This window comes from Yersinia sp. KBS0713, from assembly GCF_005937895.2.
Lineage (GTDB): Bacteria > Pseudomonadota > Gammaproteobacteria > Enterobacterales > Enterobacteriaceae > Yersinia > Yersinia bercovieri.
This window is the reverse complement of record NZ_CP042173.1, coordinates 3,208,109-3,229,925: the sequence shown is the minus strand read 5'-3', so window position 1 is coordinate 3,229,925 and position 21,817 is coordinate 3,208,109. Positions and strand designations below refer to the sequence as shown.

The following is a 21,817-nucleotide window of genomic DNA, read 5'->3' as shown; positions in this document are numbered from 1 at the left end:
TAAGTGTGTTCACAAATGAGTCGTAACCCTTTAGACGGCTCTTATATCATATCTCTGAGATTGAGTCAGCAGTCGCAACACGGCCAATATGGGCGAAAAAGTGCTGAATCACGGGCTGATTTACCGCATAATCTGATGATATCCTGTTATACCCTTGGTCATTGAAGCTGAAGGAGTATTTGCTTGCAGCTTAGCTGCAACCTCAATGACTTTGAGTATCAACCCTGCATACCGCAAAAAAACAACACCACGGAATGTCCCGATGCTAAAGATTTTTAATACACTGAGTCGCCAAAAAGAGGAATTCAAGCCTATCCATGCCGGTAAAATTGGTATGTATGTATGCGGGATCACCATTTATGACCTGTGTCACATTGGGCATGGGCGTACTTTCGTTGCGTTCGACGTTGTTGCGCGTTATTTGCGTTATTTAGGTTACTCGCTGACGTATGTGCGTAATGTTACTGACGTTGACGATAAAATTATCAAACGTGCGATTGAAAATAGTGAAACCTGCGAGCAACTGACCACGCGGATGCTGGCAGAAATGCATAAAGATTTCGATGCATTGAACCTCGAACGCCCCGATTTAGAGCCGCGTGCGACTCACCATATCCCGGAGATAATTGAGCTGGTCGAGCGCCTAATCGCCCGCGATCACGCCTATGTGGCATCAAATGGTGATGTGATGTTTGCCGTGGACAGTGATCCAGATTATGGGCTGTTGTCGCGCCAAGACTTGGATCAGTTACAGGCGGGGGCGCGAGTTGAAGTGGCGGATGTTAAACGCAATCCGATGGATTTTGTGCTGTGGAAAATGTCTAAACCGGGGGAGCCAAGCTGGGAATCACCTTGGGGGGCGGGCCGTCCTGGCTGGCATATTGAGTGTTCAGCAATGAACAGCAAACAGCTAGGTGCGCACTTCGATATCCACGGTGGCGGTTCTGATTTGATGTTCCCGCACCACGAAAATGAGATTGCACAATCTACCTGCGCCCATGATGGCCCTTATGTGAACTACTGGATGCACTCCGGTATGGTGATGATCGACAAAGAAAAAATGTCGAAATCGCTGAATAACTTCTTCACTATCCGCGACGTGCTGGCGTATTACGATGCTGAAACCGTGCGCTACTTCCTGATGTCCGGGCACTATCGCAGCCAACTTAACTACAGCGAAGAGAACCTCAAACAGGCGCGCGCTTCGCTGGAGCGTTTATATACCGCGCTGCGTGGCACTGACGCGAATGCAGCCTCTGCTGGTGGTGCTGAGTTTGAAGCGCGTTTTCGCGCAGCAATGGATGATGATTTCAATACCCCAGAGGCTTACTCAGTGTTGTTTGATATCGCCCGTGAAGTGAATCGCTTAAAAACGGAAGATATCGCTGCGGCGAATGGGTTAGCGGCAGAGCTGCGTAAACTGGCTCATGTGCTGGGCTTACTGGAACAAGATCCTGAGCTGTTTTTGCAAAGTGGTGCACAGACTGACGGCGATGAGGTTGCGAAAATTGAAGCGCTAATTAAGCAACGCAACGATGCCCGCAGTAGCAAAGATTGGGCGCTGGCTGATTCTGCTCGTGATCAATTGAATGAGCTGGGGATTGTGTTGGAAGATGGCCCTCAAGGCACGACATGGCGTCGTAAATAACATACTGTTTTGTCGCGCCGGGCAGGGGGATTGCTTAGCGTGATAAAACTAAAAATATTGCGGTTCTGGCTCTGGTCAGCAACCGCATTTTTTTTGCCTGAATCTTTGGCGTTAGCGAGCTTGAGCTCGCCACTGCCGAGGTTGTTAGGCTTTAACCTGCACTTTCATACCTTGAAACTCAACAATCTGGTCAGCAAGGATTTTGCAGCGCTTGCGTGTTTCGACACTTCCGTCGACTTTTACCTGACCATCGGCAATCGCGGCTTTTGCTGAGGCGCCGCTATCGTTCCAGCCTTGTAATTTTAATAAATCACACAGCTCGACGTGCGGGTGTTTTTCCAAATGAAAAATGTCCATTACTGTCCTTTCAATCAATTTTCGTTGATGTCGTGATATTCCTCGCAGGCTTGCAAGGTATTTTGTATCAGTGTCGCAACGGTCATTGGCCCAACGCCACCGGGAACCGGTGTAATCCAACCCGCACGTTCAACGGCGACATCAAATTCTACATCACCGACTACTTTACCACTTTCCAGGCGGTTAATGCCGACATCAATCACGATAGCACCCGGTTTTATCCACTCACCGGGAATAAAACCGGGTTTACCCACGGCAACTACCAATAACTCAGCATTTTCGACATGCTGACGCAGATTCTTGGTGAAGCGATGCGTTACCGTGGTGGTGCAACCCGCCAGCAGTAGCTCCAGACTCATTGGACGGCCAACAATATTAGATGCGCCAACCACGACGGCGTTCAGGCCATAAGTCGGGATCTCATAGCGTTCCAGCAGTGTAACGATACCGCGCGGGGTGCAAGGGCGCAGTTTCGGCGCACGTTGGCACAGACGGCCGACGTTGTATGGATGGAAGCCATCGACATCTTTATCAGGATGGATGCGCTCCAGCACTTTGACATTATCAATGCCGGCAGGTAGTGGCAGTTGTACCAGTATTCCATCTATCTCATTGTCGTCATTCAATGAATCAATCAATGCCAACAGTTCAGCTTCAGTGGTGCTCTTCGGGAGGTCATAGGAGCGAGAGATAAAACCGACCTCTTCACATGCCTTACGTTTACTGGCGACGTAAATTTGTGACGCTGGATTCTCGCCGACCAATACCACGGCAAGACCCGGAGCGCGCTTACCCGCAGCCAGACGTTTCTGTACTAACGCAGCAACTTCGTTTCTTACCTGCTGCGCAATCGTTTTACCATCAATAATTTTTGCTGACATCAGTGGAGGGGTCCATCAATTAAAAAAGCGGGAATATGTCTATTTTGTCAGAAGCGGGCCGCGCTGTCAGGCGCATAATAACGATTAATTAACGATTAAATAGCCAGTTGATAAACGGTAAGGTGAAAACCCATTGACTCGAAAGCGACTGCCCGTATAATCCAACCCGCAACTGACTACCCACAGCGTTCTATGCTGCGGTGAATATCAAATGCGCCCTTAGCTCAGTTGGATAGAGCAACGGCCTTCTAAGCCGTAGGTCACAGGTTCGAATCCTGTAGGGCGTACCATCTATACCTCTTCTAACGTCTATCTAAGTCTACTAATCCCTTATATAATCAGCCTCTCTGACAATTCCTAGCATCCCAACGTCTACCTACATCCACTGCAATCAACAACAAAGTGGGGGTACTATTGGGGGTATGTCTAGGTTCAATGAAGTGAGATACCCCCACATGAAACTGAACGCCCGACAGGTCGATACTGCAAAGCCAAAAGAGAAGCCCTATAAGCTATCTGATGGAGGTGGATTATTTTTGTTAGTAAAAACTACTGGTTCACGTTGTTGGCGGCTGAAGTATCGGATCGCCGGTAAAGAAAAATTGCTAGCATTTGGGGTCTATCCTGATATCACTCTTGCTGAAGCCAGAGCAAAAAGAGATGAGGCAAAGCGTATACTTGCAGTGGGCGGCGACCCAGGTGAAGAAAAAAAAGTAGAAAAACAAACCAGAAAAGTCAGCATTGATAACACGTTCGAAGCTCTAGCCAGAGAATGGCATGCCTACAAAAGGCCCAATTGGTCTAAAGGTTATGCTGATGATTTAATGGAGTCGTTCGAAAAAGACATATTCCCTTACGTTGGTAAACGTCCAATTGCCGAAATCAAGCCTCTAGAAATTCTCGAAACCCTACGTAAGTTAGAAAAGCGTGGCGTCCTCGATAAAATGCGTAAAATCCGCCAGGCATGCAGCCAAACTTTTCGTTATGCAATCGTAACCGGCAGGGCAGAGAACAATCCAGCAAGTGAACTAGCTGGCGCTCTGGCGGTTCAGAAGCACACGCATTACCCCCACCTCTTAGCGAACGAGCTTCCCGCATACCTTAACGCTCTCAATGCCTATAGCGGCAGTACAGTCACTCGAATAGCAACACGGCTACTTATGCTTACTGGTGTTCGTACAACTGAACTACGGGCCGCTGAGTGGCTAGAATTTGACTTGGACAAAGCCGTCTGGGAAGTTCCCACCGCCAGAATGAAAATGCGTCGTCCTCACTTGGTTCCCTTATCAGAGCAAGTTTTGGCATTACTGCGTCAATTACATGAGATTACTGGGCGATTTAAACTGGTATTCCCCGGTCGTAATGACAGCTTAAAGCCAATGAGCGAAGCCAGTATTAATCAGGTTATAAAGCGTATTGGTTATCATGGCAAGGCCACTGGTCACGGTTTCCGTCACACTATGAGTACCATTTTGCACGAGCAGGGGTTTAATACTGCGTGGATAGAAACACAGTTGGCCCACGTGGATAAAAACAGCATTCGTGGTACCTACAATCATGCCCAGTATCTTGATGGTCGCAGGGAAATGCTTCAGTGGTATGCCGACTATATGGATAGCCTGGAACGTCAGTCGAAAGATTAGTTTTGGATAAAATTCTTCCGTGAGGAATAAAAAAGGGTCGGTTCAGTAGGTTCAGTCGGTTCAATATTTTAGTTTGTTGATTTATAGGTTAATTAATTCATTTTTTGAACCGACCCTGAACCGACTTTAGGTCGTTTGAACCGACCCTAATCGCGTTATCTCCCGCAAAACTGGCTTTCTCTCAGCTAAATCATCCTAAATCTGTGATCGATAAGCCGAAATTGTTCACCACAGTTTGATGTGAAAATGTGAAGTGATGTCGTACATTGGTGGGGGTAGATGCTGGACGAATATACAGTGGTGATTTATAGTAGACCTCAAGAGAATAAGGCTATGCCTAGGCTGATCCCAAAAAACCAGTACACCTCTACTGGCTGGCATAGTTCCCAGATTAATGAGGGCTTGAGGTGGCGTGATGAAACCAAGTCTCAGAGATGCAAAAGAGTTAGATTCAGAAATAGAGTATGTTTGCAAAGATATAGATGAAAGCTTAGATTTTTTTAATTATATTAGACAATTCGACTTTGGGGTAAAAGATGTTTTAAAAACAATAGATGTAAAGAAGTATGATGAGCTTACGAATGACTTTCATGCTATACAATTTTATATTGCGTTCAAAAAAAGAATAGACATACTTTATTCAATTGAGTATGCAAATAGTATTGCACAGGAAACATACGAGGATTATTTATTAGATTTTCAACAGGATGATGTTGATGATAATCCCAATTCAGAAAAAGAGTTTGAGAATGAAAAACTTAGTCAAATAAGTAGCGAGTTATTAGATACTTCATTTTTTTTGGAGAAAGTTTTCTATGGAGATGCCATTAGCATTGTTCAAAATGACTTAAAGTACGCTAGAGGGTGGTGGACTAAAGACTCTATAAGGGCCGTTGATATGCCTAGCATCATTTTTGCTAATAGGTACAACGGATATTTTTTTGGGGGAATGGATAATGAAGATCACAACAAAGTCATTTGCCGAATTTTACAAGGCAATCAAAGTTCAGAAGATATAAAAAAAATATTAAGTATTCCAAAAGGGTATGGTTGGCAAAATCATGAATTAGCCAAGAATACAATATGGGCTGAGGTTGATTTAAATGTGCCAGATGAAATTTTGATTGAAAGATTTAAAAATTGGCTAGGGAATGCACGTGAATTACATGGCAATGCTTTTAAACAGAGCGTTGTTAGTATTAATAGAAAGAATAGTTTTAAACCTTCGCTGATTAAGCGGTGGGGAAAGCTAAGGATATTGGCATATTTTGATATGAAAATATTGTGTTCCTTTTTTCATCAAGAACCTACGCTTAAACAGTATGGAGACGCATTATATTTTGATGAGTATGATATAGATACCACGGAAAAAATAAGAAAAACCGCAATGCCTCTTCTTCAAGAAATTATTGAGGGAGATTGCCTTGATGATCTCATGAGGAAGCTTATTGCGGAAGATAAAATGCCAAAATAACTACCGGAATAAAAAAAATGGAAAAAACTTCCGGTAAGAAAATAATTATTTTACCTCCCTTTATTGATTTAAAGTATGAGGAGAGAATCCCCTCTGTCATCTACTAGTATCTATCAATGACGCTACACAGAAACAGGGGGCAACATGCCACAAGCACCACAAGCACTTATCCGCCTATCAGAAGTCCAACGCCGCACTGGTTACAGTAAGGCATGGCTTTACCGCCTTATCAGCCAGAATCGCTTCCCTTCCTCCATTAAAATCGGTACCCGCTCCATTGCCTTCGTTGAAAGCGAAATTGACGAGTGGATAAACCAACGCATTGCTGAATCCCGCAAGGAGGTCGCCTAATTAAGCACATAGGGTGTGCATTACTTGGGTGTACTTGCATTCGGTTTAATCCAATATTTGATTTCCGTCGCTACAGATACCAAACGATTTAACGAAGGATAATTCAACATGAAAAAATTAAATGCCTTAATTGGCAGCGGCCAAACTCACTCTGAATTTAGCACTACCTCTAATTCCGTTGTGCTGAAGTTTAAAAATCAAACTGTAATTCCTTTTGATCATGGTGATGGGAAGATTTGGGTAACAGCTAAAGAGTCGGCTAAGTTGCTTGGCTATGCCAATGCGAAATCAGTTACCAACTTATACAACAGCAACTCAGATGAGTTTACCGCCAGTATGACCGAGGTCATTACAACAGTGACCTCGGGGAAAACAATGGGTTGCAATAATCTTAAGACGAAAATACGTATTTTCTCTCTTCGGGGTTTGCACTTACTTGGATTGCTGGCTGAAACTCCTGTTGCCAAGGATTTGAGGCGTTGGGCTTTGGATTTAATGGACAAAGAGTCAGGGGGATTGGTCGCTGATACTCGCCTGACGCTCCAGCAGATGCAGAACATTGTTGCTACGGCTTGGAAAACGTCCAATGAAGACTCCTCTGATGCTGGTAGGCGTTTACGCAAGCGCCAAGATGATTTACCTGTACTTCAGAAAGCCCAGAAATTGGTTGATGAGATAGGGCAAATCCCTTTTGAGTTTATTGGCGGTGGCAAGCTGGGGATACAGTAATTATGTCTCAGATTATAGCTATCTCGGTGATTTCGGATCAGTTGAAAGTCAGTAATACTGACGCTCAAAATTTAAACTACGAAACTTCCGTAGTACCTGGTGCAAGCAATCTATACCAATCTCCAGAATATAATGGAGATTACCGCTCAGCCAAATATTTGGCTCAGCAAACACTGCTCAAAAACGGCAACTCACCGAGTTTAACCAAACACGAACAGTATTCGGGTTCGGCTGAACATTACCGTTACTCAGGTTCGCTAACCATCCTAACTGGATGTATCTATGAGAATCAGCAGGTTAAAAGCAAAGAAAAGGGTAGCACTGTGAATGCTACCCTTCTGGGTTACTCAGATGGTTCTGATTTGGACTTCTTGCGCTGGCGGCGTTTGATCTCACCTAACATTGACGCTGTGATGAACTGCCCAGTACTTTCGCCTTTTTCTTTTACTAACTCCATACCTTCAATTATTTCATGTGGTATGCGAGCTGTTAAGGATTGTGACTTTGCATTTTTTGAACCCGTCGCCATATGCTGCTCCCATGTATTTTGGTGTAAGACAGTATACACGGTAAATATTCTATTTAAAGACTTGACGTGTAAGACACCTTGTAACTATATTGTGTCTTACACCTTACCTTCATCATGGTGTGAAAATAGCAACGCCCCAGAGTGCGGGAACACTTCTGAGGCGTCTAACCACAATGTAAATGAGGCTTACACTATGGCATTACAACATAGTACCCAAACTCGCCCTAAATTTCAGTATCTCTTTCTCGCTGTGTGCCGTTCTGACCTGAACGCAACGCCGCACCGTGAATCAGTCACTGCCCATTCTGAACAAGATGCCCGCCGCTCTCTGTCTGGTCAGTTCGTACTTTCCTTTGCTGGCCGCATTCCTGCACAGGGGGTATACAATGCTTAAAAAATACCGTGTTGAATTTAGCGTATTAGACGCTGCTGGTGGTGCTCTCAAACTGTCATGGTGTGGTGAAGCTGAAAGCCTTGATAAAGCATCTGCCACTGTTCTCTTGGGGGCTACAGAGCGCCGGTTAAGCAACGTTCAGATCACCAGCATCATGCAGCTCCTTGATGAGGATGATATCTACCCACCTTCATACAAAGAAACTCAAGCCCTGATTGCTGAACTGATGGGCAGCCGTGGTAAGCCAATCCCTGACACCAGCGAGAATGTATCCCGCACTCGCTTATTACGCGTCAAAGCAGGTTTGCTTCATTTGTTGACGGTTGTTATTCCTCTGATTGAGAACGAGCAGCAACGATTGCAGGTGTATTGGTGGGCTGAGGCGGTACATAACATCGTACGGTTTGAAGAGCATGATGCGAAAAATGAGCAGGGGGTGTGCAATGTCTAAAAAAACTGAACTGGCTCCGGTAGCGGCCAAAAATTTACAGATTATTGAGTATCGTGGGCAGCGTGTAGCAACCACTGAGCAACTGGCGGCCGGGTATGGCACAACGGTGATCCGTATTCAGCAAAACCACCATGAAAATAAATCCCGCTTTATTGAGGGTAAGCACTTCTTCAAAGTGGTTGGTACTGAACTCAACAATTTGCGACTAGTTTTAAGCGAACTGCAAATCTCACCAAAAACTCGCTCACTTATGCTCTGGACTGAGCGCGGTGCTGCCAATCACGCGAAGATGTTAGAAACGGATCAGGCGTGGGACTACTTCAATGACCTCACTGAGTTTTATTTTTCTCGACGTGATGCATTGCCAGCACCTGCAACTGCAACAATTCCCGACCTCAGTCGCCTGGAAATTCTTCAACTGGCTATCGACTCCGAGCAAGGCCGTTTAGCTGAAAAGCAACGCGCTGATAAAGCTGTACGTACCAAAGGTCAGATTAGCCGTAAACGTGAAGCCAGCGCCCTCGGCAAACTAAGTGCCGCGACTCGCAAATGTCGTGTACTGGAAGAACGGCTGGGGGAAAGTAAAAAGCATGCCACGGTGAAAGCGGTAGAGAACGTGACTCACCTGAGGTTTGCATGGCATCCGCTGCGTAAATGGTGTCTTGAGAATGGCTTTAAACCTGAGATGGTGCCTGACCCTCAGTATGGTTCAGTAAAATCATGGCCTCGCGAAGCATGGCTGGCAGTGCATAACGTCAATCTGTCCGATGTTATGGGGGTGACTCATGGCTAAATTAGCTCCCTGTGAAGTATCTGACCTTCTTAATGAAATCGCTTCGATTTTAAAAGTCAGTTCAATGATGATTGGTAGTGAGGACGGTAACGACACGGGTTACGAACTTCTTTGGATCGCCCAGGAACGCGCTGAAAAAGCGGCGAAAAATATCGAGGGGGTGAATTATGCGCGAACCGCTGCCAAATGATCGTTACAAAGACAGTCATGGTTCATTGGTCACTATCGATATCGTTGCCTTTAATCGCGTTACTTTTAGCCGTGACGGATATTCATCGCCCTGCATTATGCCACTGGCACGGTTCGTCGCTGAATTTACCTTTATCGGGAGAGCATAACCATGAAAGCCAATGAATCAGTACCTCTGGATATTGCTACGCATAAGGCTGGTCAATTAAATGCTCTCTTGCTGTTGATGTTTGAATCTAATATTGAATTAGATACTACTGACGAAAAGGAATTATTAAGCCTTGCATTGGATCTCGCTGGGCCAGTTGCGGTTCATTTGCTTGAACGGGAGGCCGGACAAAATGGAGCGCCTTGATATAGCCAGCAGCTAAATGCCCTGTATTTAATTAGTTAGCATTCCAACATCTAAAAATAACAGCCATCAGGCTGGGGACTCGCTCGGCCTGATGAAAGGAAAGGATATATTTATGACGAACCTGAATCATTCAATCGAATTAAATCGTAAACATATTGCAGTGGCATTTATCGCTTATTGTCAGAAACGAAATAGAGGCGAATCCATTGCCAATGTCATTATTAATTCTAGAAAGGTTGTTGTTCTGGAAAATTTAACTGAGGCAGCAATTTGTAATTGCCTAATACATTCTCTGGAAGTGCTTTGTTTTCAGGAATTCGGGCGTGATGACGGTTCTCGGATCCTTGTGGAAACCTACACTCAGATGCTGAGTAAAGATAACAGTAAATTGACACCGCACGGCGTCGAGACAATGACGGAAGTCATGAAGGCTACGGTCGTAGAGACTTTGGCTAATCCTCATGATAACCAGCATGGGCTGGTATTCAGTCAGGACGGTGCAGCATGAAGCCATCCATCGACATGATCCGTGAAGTTACGGCTCAGGCTACCAACCGTTGGCGCGATATTCTTGGTTATCTCGGTATTGATGTACCGGAACGACCTCGCGACCATTCTGCTTGTCCGGCATGTGGTGGCAAAGACAGATTCCGATTTGATGATCAGGATGGACGTGGGACCCATTTCTGTAATCAGTGTGGTGCCGGTGATGGGCTTGAGTTGGTACAGAAAGTTAAGCAATGCACCTCCACTGAGGCGGCGGTCATGGTAGCAGACGCACTGGGAATGGATCCCGACTCGCGAGTGTCTGCGACGGTGCCTGCTAAATATGTAAAACAGCCGGTACAACCCGGTATCCCGATAGCGGATAAGGTTGCGGAGCTGGTGGCGAAAACGGTACCTGGCGAATCTCAGTACCTACTTAATAAGGGGCTTCCAAGCTCCCCTCAAGCCCTATTGAGTGACGGTTCTTTGCTGCTGGTACTGCAAACAATGGAGGGCGTAGTAACGGGTGCGCAGGTGATTAAGCCTGATGGCACCAAACGTCTGATATCTGGAACCATTAAAAAAGGTTCATTTATTCCTGTGAGACTTCCATCAACACTGAATGATGAGCCAGTTGTAACGGTGTTAATTGCAGAGGGTAACGCAACCGGCGTTACAATTTCGTTACTGAGTGATGGGGTTGTGCTGGCCGCTATTGATGAAGGGAACCTGATCCATATAGCGAAAGCCAGCCGGGAACGTTGGCCTGATGCGAAAATTATCATCGCTGCTGATAACGACCTTAAACCCGGTGAAAAGAATGTCGGGAAAGAATCAGCTGAGAAAGCGGCTACCGCGGTGAATGGCTGGGTTGCCTTACCACCAACAGACTATAAAGCCGACTGGGATGATTACCGTCAGCAGTATGGGCTGGATGCGAGTATTGCTGCATTCGCAGATTCCCTTTATCAACAAAATAGCTTACTTGAAGAGGAGGCTCCGGTAGCGGAGCCTCAGGATGTCAGACGTCCCTATGTCGATGAGCGTAAAGGTGGCATGTATTGGGTTGAACCCAAACTGGATAAAAGTAACGGCAATATTACGGAAAGAGAAAGCTGGCTGAGTGACCCGATATCCGTTGCGGGGATAGGTGAAGACGATAACGAGCGGTATCTGATCCTCTCCTGGACGCCGGAGGGTAACAAGACTGAACGCTCAGAAGCTTTACCCATGCGTGACATTGGCGAGCGGGAAGGCTGGTCGCGGCTGCGGGCTGGTGGTTTATCTATCACAGCCAAAAGTGGATTACGGGCAATACTGGCTGACTACCTGCAACGCAGTGGAGAGCGGCAGCTTTGGACAGTTGCCAATGCTACTGGCTGGCAGTGTGGGGCATACATCATGCCGGATGGTTCGGTGATTGGCGCACCTGCAACCCCGGTACTCTTTAATGGTCGCTCATCAGCCGCAAAAGGCTACACCACCAAAGGGACCCCTGAGAGCTGGCGCAGTAACGTAGCCAAACTTGCTCAGGGTAATCCCTCCATGATGTTGGGTATTGCCTGTGCCTTTGCTGCTCCGCTGATTGGTTTGGCTGGTGCGGATGGTTTTGGTGTTCATTTATTCGGTGGTTCCTCCGCAGGTAAAACCACGACAGGTAATGCGGCTACCACTGTTTATGGTGAACCCGAAGCGCTGAAACTGACGTGGTACTCAACAGCATTGGGCTTGGTAAATGAAGCAGCGGCGCATAATGACGGTTTTATGCCACTGGATGAGATAGGGCAAGGCAGCAATAAACGCGCCGTAGCTGATGCCGCTTATGCTTTATTTAACGGGGTTGGCAAAATTCAGGGGGCCAAGGAGGGCGGTAATCGGGATGTGAAACGCTGGCGAGCAATGGCATTCAGTACCGGTGAAATCGACCTTGAGAGTTATATCCGAGCTGATGGAGGCAAAGTAAATGCCGGTCAACTGGTGCGGCTATTAAATGTACCGATTTCCAAGGCCACTGAATACCACGGCTATAAAGACGGTAAAGCTCATGCAGATGCTATGCGAGACGCCTGTAAAGACCACTATGGTGCTGTGGGGCGGGCATGGATTAAGTGCTTAGCCAGCCAGAAAGAGGCAGCAGCGCAAGCTGTCAGGGATGCGGAACGTCGATGGATAGCGTTATTGCCCGATGAAGCCAGTGAGCAGGTGCGCCGTGTGGCGTCGCGGTTCGCGATACTGGAAGCTGCCTTGCTCCTTTCTAAGCACCTTACAGGCTGGATTGAGCAGGAGAGCCGTGACGCTTTACAACATGGTTTTAATGCATGGGTTAATGATTTTGGTATGGGTAACCGAGAATCAAAAGCATGGGCGGAACAGGCTGAATCTTTCTTGCAACGCTTCGGTTATAGCCGTTATTTACCCCACCCTGAAACGGATCCACGAGACTTACCAATAAAGGATTTGGCGGGATATCGGGAGAAAAAGCAGGGACTCGATACATTGGTATTCCATACTTTCCCGTCAGTGTTTCGCGACGAGATAGCTGTAGGAGCTAATGCGGTGGCTTTTGCTCAGGTTTTAGCGGATGCCGGTATGTTGGATAAACCGAACAAGGGGATAACCAAGAAAACGCTCAGAATTGACGGTAAGCAACCCCGTTTTGTGGTGCTCATGATGCCAGATGATTTGGAGGAGTAATTAATTTCCTTTCATTTGAACTGACCTGAATCGGATTAATCATTCTCTCTGGCGGGTATGACACCAATGCCTTGACAGAGAGTAAAAGAATACGGGGTATGCACATTATGAGAATGACCAAAGAATTACGTGCTGAAGTCTTTCGGCTTAAACAGTCAGGCATCGGCTATAAACGGATAGCTGACATGACTAATCTAAACCTGAGCACGGTCAAAAGCGCCTGTAAGCGGTCTGGATTATTTGCAGATAATCTCGAGCATACAGCGATGTTTACGATACCAGAGAAGCAATACAGCACAGCACTTATTGTGCCAAAGCCGTTACCCGTGCAGCGGCGTATTACGGGAGACAGGCAGACTGATGCCTATTTGTGGGTGTTGGAGGTTATTAATACCGGCGAACCGGGACACATTGCGGCGGCAGAGGAAGCCTTGCACAAGCTGACTATATCCCCTAAAGATGCTCGTGATAATTACACTCGTTATTTGGAAGCGAATGGTGCGGGATGGACTGCCAGCTTTTCCACAATGATGATGGGCGACCCGCAGCATTATATCGACAGGGCCAGAACCCAATTTACTCGTGCAGCAGAGGTCAGGGGGACATTTGGCAGCTATGAAGCTGCATTGGAACCTACCAAAGCTGAACAACTCATGGAGATGGTCTGTGGTGATATTTATGATAATGATTTTGGCTGGACACCTAAGGAAAAAAAGAAGGGATGTATTGAGGGTAAGCGAGTTACTGAGGTATGGGACCTGCGAGCGCAAGCGTCAAAGGGTTTCGCTGGGGTTTTACCAGAGCCTCACACACTGTCTGATGTTGTAAGAGAATTTCAGTATTGGCAATGGTTATATACGGTGCGTAATGCTGCTTGCAAAGAAATGGACCCAGGTGGATATGGTTATGATTGCGACGGCCCTATATCAGACCGTGAAACCTATCTTGATAAGAAGCTTGAAATCATCCGCCCTCGCCATCAACGAGAAGCACTTGATGTGTTGAAATGGTATTTACAAAGTGAGCGACATCAGAGTTTTTCAGGCTCAGATAATGATGCGGTATATCTGAATTTGATAGGGGTGCATATAGGGGATGCGTTGACGGATAATTAAATAATGACATTTACATCGCCTAACGTGCTGCTATTGTGGCTGATGTTGGTGTTATTATGTCTTTTCTCGTTACGAGTTATGGTAATATATATACATAGCTAATCAATATAAATAGTGAGTCGTATATTAAATACGGCTCGCTTTTTTATTGGGTAACGTTCAGAGATTCAGAGGGGTATCCATAATATGCGTGATATTCAATTGGTATTAGAACGCTGGGGTGGTTGGGCAGCAAATGAAGATAGTGGCGTTGGTTACTCCCCCATTGCAGCCGGATTCAAAGGTCTGTTATCCAGTACCACAAAATCACGATTGTCGTGCTGTGATAATGACGGTCTGCTGGTGGATGCCGCTGTAGGCCGACTGAAGAAAGCGGGAAGAGATGAAGATTATGAACTGATAGAGCAGCACTACAAAAAAGGGATATCAAAATCTGCAATTGCTCGGAAACAGAAATGTTCTGAAGGAAAGATTAGATTAAAACTCATGATGGCCGAGACGTTTGTTGATGCTTGTCTGCTGATGGCAGGGGCCAAGTTAGAAATGGATGAGTGGACACATAAATTTGAAATAGAAAAAATTGCATAAAAAGCTATTCGTAACGAATTTTACCTATTATTGTGTTAAGAGTGGTTACTTTGTCACGTAGCTTACACAATCAAAAAGACTAGTTTTAACATTATGTTTCAGATCAAAAAAACGTTATTAGATCCTGAGGTTGGCAAGTTTATACTGGTAGGTTGGTTAAAGTCTTAGATTAGACGCCCACTGTTTATAGCATTTACTTGACCCCAATCATTAGGTTTACTGAATGAAGTGTTATGCTGTCTATCGAAGCTGCTTTATGCCTTCATTCAAGTACATACCTTCTTTCGGAGATTGATTATGTTTGCTATAAACCCTACTACTTTTGACTATTTTTTGCGCCACCTATCGCAAGTCGCACAAGATAAAAGAGTCGTTCCATACAATGAGTTGGAAAATGCTTTTGGGCTAAGCCATAACATGGTCGGGGAATATGCTGGAGCTGTTGGGAAGTTCTGTATAGACAATAATTATCCCCTCCTTAACTCCCTAATAATAAATATTACAGATTGCTCCCCTTCTGAGGGTTTCCATGCATGGTACTTGGAGTCCGATGTTGGCGATTTGCACTATCCTTATACAGGGTTGTCGTGGGGAGAAATGATCTCTGCGTGTTGGCGTTTTTTTCATGTTACCTCTTCAAGAGCCAAGCAGGTTCAAAATTTTTCAGGCATGACCCCAGTACATAGATCTTGGGCAGAAAAATATGTTAACTAATAAATAAGTCCACATTCTTTTCGTATTATAAACCTCGCATATCGCGGGGCTTTTTTACATGTGTGATTATCCCGTATGTAGAATTAACCGATAGCGAGACTACATTCGCATGGGTACTGGATTGTTAATCCAATCGTTGTGAAACAGTACCCAGCCGAATGCGTTAACCTATTTCTCTTATGCGTTAAGTAACTCCACGCATAACCAATTTTAAGGCTGCCAATTTGGTGGCCTTTTTTATTTAGCCTCGCCGCCAGCGCCAATCACCCTCAAACAAACTCCGTGTCTGAATGGATCACGGCGGCAGGGCTATTTCCTACACAACAGCATACGAACCCGACCAACGCCGGGAAGATAATTCCCCATATGGGGAGGTGGTTATGAGAATGCCAGAAAAAGACCCAGGGTGGCTGGGAGCGTTATTTGCATTTTACTCCCTGCACTCGACGCCAATTAACGGTTTCCTTGTTGGCTTTATCGTCGCATTTAGGCGCGTGGTATGGGGTGGTGGTCGATTAAGAGAGGGGATTGGAGAGGGGCTGGTTTGTGGTCTTGTCGGGGTGAACCTCGGTCCAATAGTTGCCCCCTTGATTATACGACTCATAGATTCCATTCCGTGGCTGAACGGCGCTTTAGCTGAAGTAGCTGCGGGAAAGATAGAAATATTCGTCAGTTGCATGATTGGGATGGTTGGACTGTCAGCCATTCGTGAAATCGCTTTCAGGCTTGTTAAGCGCAAGGTCGGGGTATCAGATGCAAAACAATAAATTTAGCCAGCGCAGTGAAAGCAATTTGAAAGGCGTTAACGCTAGCCTGGTGAAAGTCGTTCGCCGCGCTCTTGAACTATCAACGGTTGATTTCGGTGTTATCGAAGGTGTCCGCACGGTAGAACGGCAAAAAGAGCTGGTGGCCACTGGTAAGAGCCAGACCATGAATAGCCGTCATATCTCCGGCAATGCGGTTGATCTGCTCCCCACTGGTGCTGACTGGAATGATTATAAATGTTGGTTGCCGGTATTGGATGCCATGCACCGCGCTGGTAAAGAGTTGGGTGTGAAGCTGCGTTTCGGTATCACCTGGACGGATAACCCGAATGACAAGCCAGCGAAGTTCTTGGATGCGCCTCACATTGAGATACCCACATGAAAGAAACTCTATTGAGATTGATAGCCGTCGCACTGACGATTTCAGTTTTAGTCGGTGGTGGGTACTGGTGGGGCAGCGATAGTAAAGATTCGGAATGGTCTCTCAAGTGGACTAAGCGCGATAAATCAGACCTAACGGCAGAAATAGCCGCCAGAAAGAGCGCCACCGATAAAGAGGCTCAACTTCAGGCTGCCCAGTCAGCCGAATTAAAGGCATATCAACAAGGGGTAGTCGATGCTGAGAACAAAGCAAAAGGCACTATTGCTGCTTACCGCGCTGGCAATATCAAGCTGCAAAAGCGTTTCGAGTGTCTCTCCGCTTCAGTTGGGGATATGCCCGTTACTCCCGCCAGTGGACAGCTCACTGATGCAGTCAGAGACTGCGGATTTTCAGACACAGATGTCGGGGTTCTTATTTCAATCGCTGAACGAGCCGACAAGCTAGTCGAGAAACTCACTGCGCTACAAAAGGTTGTCACTGACGACCGCCGAATAATTAACAGTGCTCAATCACAGTAGGGATTCAAAATTGAAATCTAAGATAGTTATTAATTTAATCGACACTACATTTCTGCTGCTGCTGCTGCTGGGTTACGGACTATGGCAACCAGAAAGCGGCTTACTGAATATTGCTCAAGCTTATACATGGTTGTTAATACTACTCTCGCTGATCTTCATAGCTATTAGCCTTGGGATCATTATTGCCATCGATGCTGTTACTGGCGAACAGAAACAAACGCTGGTGGATTATCTGGGACGGCTATTTAAACCATCAGATAAATCAAAGTTTAAAAAGGTAATGGGCTGGGTACGGTTCGTTGCTGTCATTTCCTGCATGGCATACATCGGGTGGATCGTTACTTCAATTTTCTTCGCTGCTTCCTCTCTACTTTTTAGAGCTACAAGGCATGTGGCGAGAGAAGCGATAAAGATTCAAAGCGCATAAACATCAATAGCGCAGGGTTGTCGCAGTCCACAGATAACCAGACTGCGCCCCCTAAAGAGGTAATTGGCTGTCTTGCTGGCGCAAAAAAATCCCGCAGTCGGGCGGGATAAGTATATCAAGAAGAAAGTTGCTTGTGATTGGCAACTGCATACCAACACAATTAAATCGTAGATTAATACATACAAATATAAAGGCTGTTTATGGCTATTATTCACATAACCAACTGCTCGCTTCATTTTTTGTGATCAACACCACTATAAGAATGGCCCAACTTCGCAATAGGGCTTAACTGGCATTACAGATGGTACTTTCATGAGTGCCATCGATAATGCGCAAACCAAAGTCACCTCGTTAACTCCGGCTCGCTGTGGGGGTTAATGCTGGTGGCTTTTCTATTTAGGGATAGATCATGGCAACTCTTAAGGATTTATCTAATCAGCTCCAGCAGATTAAAAAGCAGCTCCCTTTTGCTGCTGCTCAGGCACTAACAAGTGTTGCTCGCCAGATTGCAGCCGCTCAGAAGGTGGGTATGCAGCGCAATCTGGATAATCCGACCCCTTTTACCGTGAGTTCTGTTGGCTCGTTTGGTGCTCGTAAAGACCGATTACAGGCCAAAGTATTCGTGCGTGATATTGCTGCCAGCTATCTCGAACCGTTCGAGTTCGGCGGTCAGCACAAGCTCAATGGTCAGGCGCTGCTTAACCCCAAGAACATTAAGTTGAATAAGTTTGGGAACTTAGCCCGTAATAAAACGCAGCAGCTCAAGGCTAAGGAAAATGTCTTTGTGGGAGAGGTGAATGGCGTTAGTGGTTTCTTCCAGCGTAAGAAAGGGAAGAAGAGCAAAAAGGTTAAGAAGCGTCAAAAACGCTCTCCTAATGGAGTTCATCGCGCCAGAGAGAAACAAAGAGCACCTAAGCTGCTGATTCAGTTTGGTGACGCATTGGCAGTTAAACCAACGCTTGGATACTTCGACCGAGCGAATACAATGGCACAGGCTTTGATGCCTGGAGCATTAAGTCTGGCAATCGAGCAGGCGTTGAAGACGGCTAAATAACAAACTACTCAACCATTGTATAACTAACATGCCTCGCCTATGCGGGGTTTTTTATTGCCTAAATTACAGGTGATACATGAAAGAGCTAACCCAAGAAAGACTGAAAGAGCTACTTCACTATGATCCTGATACAGGTGCATTTATGTGGCTGGTCTATCGTAGCTTTAGGGCTGTAGCTGGCTCAGTAGCTGGGCGCACCAATATGACAACCGGCTATGTAGAAATACAAATTGATGGTCGCCGCTATAAGGGGCATCGCCTTGCATGGCTCTATATGACAGGTGAGCAAGCCAATAGTCAGATTGACCATGTGAATGAGGTAAAGGTAGATAATCGCATTAGCAATCTTCGCGTTGCTACTCGAGCAGAAAACAAAAGGAATGTTGGCATCACTAAAGCTAATACCTCAGGCGCAAAGGGTGTCTATAAGCAAGGTAATCGTTGGATTGCTCAGGCGCAGATGGATGGGAAGAAATACCGATTAGGTAGCTTCATGAGCGTTGATGATGCAGCCAAGGCATACGACTCGTTTTGCCAGCAGTCTTATGGGGAGTTCTGTCATCATAGTTCGGCCCGTTCAGTTGATAATCAGTATCAATAAAAAAAATGGGTCCCTCCTGGCAACATTTATTACACGGGACATTGCGCGCCCCGTTCTGCGTCTAGCTTTCAACTTTTGAAATTTGGGTAACAGGTAACAACTGAGGTAACACATGAACCAGTCAGATTTTGCCAAACTTCACAATGTCAGTCGAAAGACGGTTACGGCGTGGAAGGCGCGTGGGTGGCTGGTTTTAGCGGGTGATGACATTGATGTCGAGGCATCAAATGCCAACATTGAGCGCTTTCGGAAAACTGTTACCCGACCAGAGAAAAAAGTTGCAGGTAACACGCAGGGTAACAAAGCAGGTAACAAGACGGGTAACAGAGCCAAAGGTAACAGATCAGGTAACAGACCTGATAAAGATCCGGTGGATTCTCCCGCAGACGTTGTGAAGAAAATGATTGCTGAAAGCGGCGTCGAGATGACAATCGATGAAGCCAGAGAAATGAAAGAAAACTTTCTGGCGCTGCTCACTCGGTTGGAATATGACATTAAATCAGGTCAGGTACTTCCTTACAAAGAGATGATTGAGGCGGTAGGTAGCGAATATTCACGTATGCGTACCCGCCTGATTGCCATCGCTCCCGAACATGGTCCCCGCTTGCGGGTGCTGGCCTCAACCACTAACGATGCGGAGTTTGTTGAAGCACTGCAAGAAGTGGTTTACGAGGCAATGGAGGAGCTAAGCCTTGATAACAATAACAACGGAGAGAGCAGTTGACCCTGCCGCTTGGCAAAACTTCTCCACGGAACTGCATCAACGACGCAAGAACGTAAAACCCCCTGAACCTCTATCATTGAGTGAGTGGGCCAATAAGCATGCGGTATTGTCAAAAGAGACCAGTGCACAGACTGGACGATTTCGCTCTTTTGCTTATCAGGATGGCATTATGGATGCAGTAACTGACCCACTGGTTACTCAGGTGTCCGTCATGAAATCTGCCCGAGTGGGTTACACCAAGATTTTGGATCATGTTATCGGCTATTACCTGGTACATGACCCTTCACCCATTTTAGTTGTGCAACCCCGCGTTGAAGATGCGGAGGATTACAGTAAGACTGAAATTTCTCCCATGCTCAGAGATACCCCTGTTCTCGCTGAGATATCCGGTGATCCGAAAGCCAAGAGCAGTAACCAGACCATCCTTAAAAAGCAATTTCTCAATGGTTCTAATTTAACGCTGGTAGGGGCAAACAGTCCTGGTGGCTTCCGTCGTATAACTTGTCGAATCATTGCTTTTGATGAAGTTGATGGGTATCCGATAGCGGGGGCCGGTGTTGATGGTGACCAGATAGCATTGGGTACCAAGCGTTCAGAGACATTCTGGAATAGAAAAATAATATTAGGCTCAACCCCGACGGTTAAAGGAATTAGCCGCATTGAGAAGGCTTATGCTGAAAGTGATCAGCGTAAATATTATGTTCCATGCCCTCACTGTGGTGAGTTTCAAACGCTGGAATGGGGTGGGCCAACAACGCCTTACGGAATTAAGTGGGATAAAGACTCTGACGGTAATGGATTACCCGATACCGCCTATTATGTTTGCCGCCATAACGGTTGTGTGATCCATCACAACGATAAAGCCGGAATGGTGAAAGCGGGAAGGTGGCAGGCAACTATGCCCTTTAAAGGGCATGCGGGTTTTCATATTTGGGCGGGATACAGTCTCTTCCCTAACGCTGCATGGAAGTATCTGGTTGCCGAGTGGTTGCGGGTAAAAGACGACCCTTTGATGCGCCAGACATTTATTAACCTTGTCTTGGGTGAACCCTATGAAGATCGCGGTGAAAAGGCGCTCAGTGAAAAAAGCTTAGCAGAACGTTGTGAGGTTTATTCCGCTGAAGTCCCTGATGGTGTTGCCGTCGTCACCGCCGGTATCGATACACAAGACGGACGACTTGAGATTGAGGTGGTGGGCTGGGGCCGGAATGAAGAAAGCTGGTCTATCGCTTATGACGTTATTGAGGGGGATTTAGAAACTGACGAACCCTGGCGGCGGCTTGATGCTTACCTGAAGCAGACATGGCGGAGAGCGGACGGGCGAGGTTTTACGATTATGGCTGCCTGTCACGACTCCGGCGGGCATCATACACAGAAAGTGTATGAGTTTTCCAAAGAGCGCATTGGACGGCGGATATGGGCGATAAAAGGCGAGTCGGCAAGAGGCGGTAAGCGTTCACCCATCTGGCCAACAAAGCGACCATCTTCTCGGTCAAAGTCTCAATTCAAGCCCATTATACTGGGTGTTAATGCTGCAAAAGACGCCATTCGTTCCCGCCTTCACATGGAGCAACCGGCGGCTGGCATCCCTTCTGCTGGGTATATGCACTACCCAGTGGAGCGTGATTTACACTATTTTAGCCAATTACTTGCAGAGCGCTCCGTTGTTAAAACGGCGGGCGGGCAACGTTATCGTGTTTGGGAATTATTGCCTGGGCGCGCAAATGAGGCATTAGATTGCCGGGTATACAGCTATGCAGCATTGAAAGGGTTGCTGCATTTTGGATTAAATCTTAACCAATATGCTGACAGCCTTTTAAGTCATCCTGAAAAATTACTGCCTCCTTCGGACGTTACAGAAGACAAGCCCAACTTGCGTTTTCCGGGCGTCATTATTCCAGAGTCACAACCCACTACACCCAAAAGTAGAGCCAGAAGGCTGGCGTAAGGATATCT

Annotated in this window: 27 protein-coding genes and 1 tRNA gene; 25 read left to right on the top strand and 3 right to left on the bottom strand. The window is 46.3% G+C overall.

Annotated elements, in window-relative coordinates:
* The first annotated feature begins 262 nt into the window (after positions 1 to 262).
* A complete protein-coding gene (cysS, locus tag FFE93_RS15420) occupies positions 263 to 1,648 on the top strand; it encodes a cysteine--tRNA ligase (protein WP_138775442.1) in 1,386 nt (461 codons plus the stop codon).
* 144 nt (positions 1,649 to 1,792) lie between these two features.
* On the opposite strand, the gene ybcJ is transcribed toward cysS, so the two are convergent.
* Both ybcJ and folD read right to left on the bottom strand, forming a co-directional pair.
* On the bottom strand, positions 1,793 to 2,005 hold the full coding sequence (gene ybcJ / locus FFE93_RS15415; RefSeq protein ID WP_005277036.1) for a ribosome-associated protein YbcJ: 213 nt from the start codon (positions 2,003 to 2,005) through the stop codon (positions 1,793 to 1,795).
* Between the two features lie 14 nt (positions 2,006 to 2,019).
* Complete coding sequence (folD, locus tag FFE93_RS15410) at positions 2,020 to 2,886, bottom strand: bifunctional methylenetetrahydrofolate dehydrogenase/methenyltetrahydrofolate cyclohydrolase FolD (protein ID WP_005277034.1); 867 nt, start codon at positions 2,884 to 2,886, stop codon at positions 2,020 to 2,022.
* Between the two features lie 213 nt (positions 2,887 to 3,099).
* Here folD and FFE93_RS15405 point away from each other — a divergent pair.
* From FFE93_RS15405 to FFE93_RS15385, 5 genes are all read left to right on the top strand, one after another.
* Positions 3,100 to 3,176 (top strand) — tRNA-Arg (locus tag FFE93_RS15405).
* A gap of 165 nt (positions 3,177 to 3,341) precedes the next feature.
* Entirely contained in the window at positions 3,342 to 4,529 is a 1,188-nt protein-coding gene (locus tag FFE93_RS15400; RefSeq protein ID WP_005182448.1) for a tyrosine-type recombinase/integrase, read from the top strand.
* Between the two features lie 415 nt (positions 4,530 to 4,944).
* A complete protein-coding gene (locus FFE93_RS15395) occupies positions 4,945 to 6,003 on the top strand; it encodes a DUF6387 family protein (protein ID WP_138775440.1) in 1,059 nt (352 codons plus the stop codon).
* Positions 6,004 to 6,147: 144 nt separating this feature from the next.
* Positions 6,148 to 6,354 carry a helix-turn-helix transcriptional regulator gene (locus FFE93_RS15390; RefSeq protein WP_138775438.1) on the top strand — a complete coding sequence of 69 codons (207 nt, stop codon included), beginning with the start codon at positions 6,148 to 6,150 and terminating at the stop codon, positions 6,352 to 6,354.
* 108 nt (positions 6,355 to 6,462) lie between these two features.
* On the top strand, positions 6,463 to 7,083 hold the full coding sequence (locus FFE93_RS15385; RefSeq protein ID WP_138775436.1) for a BRO family protein: 621 nt from the start codon (positions 6,463 to 6,465) through the stop codon (positions 7,081 to 7,083).
* Positions 7,084 to 7,426: 343 nt separating this feature from the next.
* On the opposite strand, the gene FFE93_RS21780 is transcribed toward FFE93_RS15385, so the two are convergent.
* The gene (locus FFE93_RS21780) at positions 7,427 to 7,612 is read right to left on the bottom strand and encodes a YlcI/YnfO family protein (RefSeq protein ID WP_049602768.1); all 186 of its coding nucleotides are present in this window, start codon (positions 7,610 to 7,612) and stop codon (positions 7,427 to 7,429) included.
* Here FFE93_RS21780 and FFE93_RS21880 point away from each other — a divergent pair.
* The 19 genes from FFE93_RS21880 to FFE93_RS15290 all read left to right on the top strand — a co-directional run bounded on the left by FFE93_RS21880 (position 7,563) and on the right by FFE93_RS15290 (position 21,809).
* Entirely contained in the window at positions 7,563 to 8,006 is a 444-nt protein-coding gene (locus tag FFE93_RS21880; RefSeq protein WP_315850380.1) for a host cell division inhibitor Icd-like protein, read from the top strand. The two genes, FFE93_RS21780 and FFE93_RS21880, sit on opposite strands and share 50 nt — an antisense overlap.
* Positions 7,999 to 8,457, top strand: a complete 459-nt coding sequence (locus FFE93_RS21770) for a hypothetical protein (RefSeq protein WP_261369014.1) — start codon at positions 7,999 to 8,001, stop codon at positions 8,455 to 8,457. Before FFE93_RS21880 ends, FFE93_RS21770 begins: the two co-directional genes overlap by 8 nt.
* The gene (locus FFE93_RS15370; protein ID WP_138775432.1) at positions 8,450 to 9,250 is read left to right on the top strand and encodes an ORF6N domain-containing protein; all 801 of its coding nucleotides are present in this window, start codon (positions 8,450 to 8,452) and stop codon (positions 9,248 to 9,250) included. The genes FFE93_RS21770 and FFE93_RS15370 overlap by 8 nt, the downstream gene beginning before the upstream one ends.
* Complete coding sequence (locus FFE93_RS15365) at positions 9,243 to 9,440, top strand: hypothetical protein (RefSeq protein WP_050096152.1); 198 nt, start codon at positions 9,243 to 9,245, stop codon at positions 9,438 to 9,440. Before FFE93_RS15370 ends, FFE93_RS15365 begins: the two co-directional genes overlap by 8 nt.
* Complete coding sequence (locus FFE93_RS15360) at positions 9,418 to 9,588, top strand: DUF4222 domain-containing protein (RefSeq protein ID WP_138775430.1); 171 nt, start codon at positions 9,418 to 9,420, stop codon at positions 9,586 to 9,588. The genes FFE93_RS15365 and FFE93_RS15360 overlap by 23 nt, the downstream gene beginning before the upstream one ends.
* 2 nt (positions 9,589 to 9,590) lie before the next feature.
* Positions 9,591 to 9,794 carry a hypothetical protein gene (locus FFE93_RS15355; RefSeq protein WP_138775428.1) on the top strand — a complete coding sequence of 68 codons (204 nt, stop codon included), beginning with the start codon at positions 9,591 to 9,593 and terminating at the stop codon, positions 9,792 to 9,794.
* 112 nt (positions 9,795 to 9,906) lie between these two features.
* Positions 9,907 to 10,302: a hypothetical protein gene (locus FFE93_RS15350; protein ID WP_099465994.1), complete on the top strand. Its 396-nt coding sequence runs from the start codon at positions 9,907 to 9,909 to the stop codon at positions 10,300 to 10,302.
* Positions 10,299 to 12,974, top strand: a complete 2,676-nt coding sequence (locus tag FFE93_RS15345; RefSeq protein ID WP_138775426.1) for a TOPRIM and DUF927 domain-containing protein — start codon at positions 10,299 to 10,301, stop codon at positions 12,972 to 12,974. The genes FFE93_RS15350 and FFE93_RS15345 overlap by 4 nt, the downstream gene beginning before the upstream one ends.
* 98 nt (positions 12,975 to 13,072) lie before the next feature.
* On the top strand, positions 13,073 to 14,089 hold the full coding sequence (locus FFE93_RS15340; protein WP_005277010.1) for a hypothetical protein: 1,017 nt from the start codon (positions 13,073 to 13,075) through the stop codon (positions 14,087 to 14,089).
* A gap of 186 nt (positions 14,090 to 14,275) precedes the next feature.
* Positions 14,276 to 14,677 carry an antiterminator Q family protein gene (locus FFE93_RS15335; RefSeq protein ID WP_005277008.1) on the top strand — a complete coding sequence of 134 codons (402 nt, stop codon included), beginning with the start codon at positions 14,276 to 14,278 and terminating at the stop codon, positions 14,675 to 14,677.
* Between the two features lie 297 nt (positions 14,678 to 14,974).
* Positions 14,975 to 15,391: a hypothetical protein gene (locus FFE93_RS15330; RefSeq protein WP_032898469.1), complete on the top strand. Its 417-nt coding sequence runs from the start codon at positions 14,975 to 14,977 to the stop codon at positions 15,389 to 15,391.
* A 380-nt stretch (positions 15,392 to 15,771) separates the two neighbouring features.
* Positions 15,772 to 16,158 (top strand): phage holin family protein, encoded by a 387-nt coding sequence (locus FFE93_RS15325; protein ID WP_071984933.1) that lies wholly within the window; start codon positions 15,772 to 15,774, stop codon positions 16,156 to 16,158.
* The gene (locus tag FFE93_RS15320) at positions 16,145 to 16,537 is read left to right on the top strand and encodes a M15 family metallopeptidase (RefSeq protein ID WP_005277004.1); all 393 of its coding nucleotides are present in this window, start codon (positions 16,145 to 16,147) and stop codon (positions 16,535 to 16,537) included. Before FFE93_RS15325 ends, FFE93_RS15320 begins: the two co-directional genes overlap by 14 nt.
* On the top strand, positions 16,534 to 17,055 hold the full coding sequence (locus tag FFE93_RS15315; RefSeq protein ID WP_226713517.1) for a DUF2514 family protein: 522 nt from the start codon (positions 16,534 to 16,536) through the stop codon (positions 17,053 to 17,055). The genes FFE93_RS15320 and FFE93_RS15315 overlap by 4 nt, the downstream gene beginning before the upstream one ends.
* A gap of 10 nt (positions 17,056 to 17,065) precedes the next feature.
* Positions 17,066 to 17,482 carry a hypothetical protein gene (locus FFE93_RS15310; protein WP_138775424.1) on the top strand — a complete coding sequence of 139 codons (417 nt, stop codon included), beginning with the start codon at positions 17,066 to 17,068 and terminating at the stop codon, positions 17,480 to 17,482.
* A 409-nt stretch (positions 17,483 to 17,891) separates the two neighbouring features.
* Positions 17,892 to 18,536, top strand: a complete 645-nt coding sequence (locus tag FFE93_RS15305; RefSeq protein ID WP_138775422.1) for a hypothetical protein — start codon at positions 17,892 to 17,894, stop codon at positions 18,534 to 18,536.
* 76 nt (positions 18,537 to 18,612) lie between these two features.
* Entirely contained in the window at positions 18,613 to 19,137 is a 525-nt protein-coding gene (locus FFE93_RS15300) for an HNH endonuclease (RefSeq protein ID WP_049602778.1), read from the top strand.
* Positions 19,138 to 19,249: 112 nt separating this feature from the next.
* A complete protein-coding gene (locus FFE93_RS15295) occupies positions 19,250 to 19,861 on the top strand; it encodes a hypothetical protein (protein WP_005278871.1) in 612 nt (203 codons plus the stop codon).
* Positions 19,830 to 21,809, top strand: coding sequence for a phage terminase large subunit family protein (locus tag FFE93_RS15290; protein ID WP_244262480.1), 1,980 nt, complete (start codon positions 19,830 to 19,832; stop codon positions 21,807 to 21,809). The genes FFE93_RS15295 and FFE93_RS15290 overlap by 32 nt, the downstream gene beginning before the upstream one ends.
* The last annotated feature ends 8 nt before the right edge of the window (positions 21,810 to 21,817 follow it).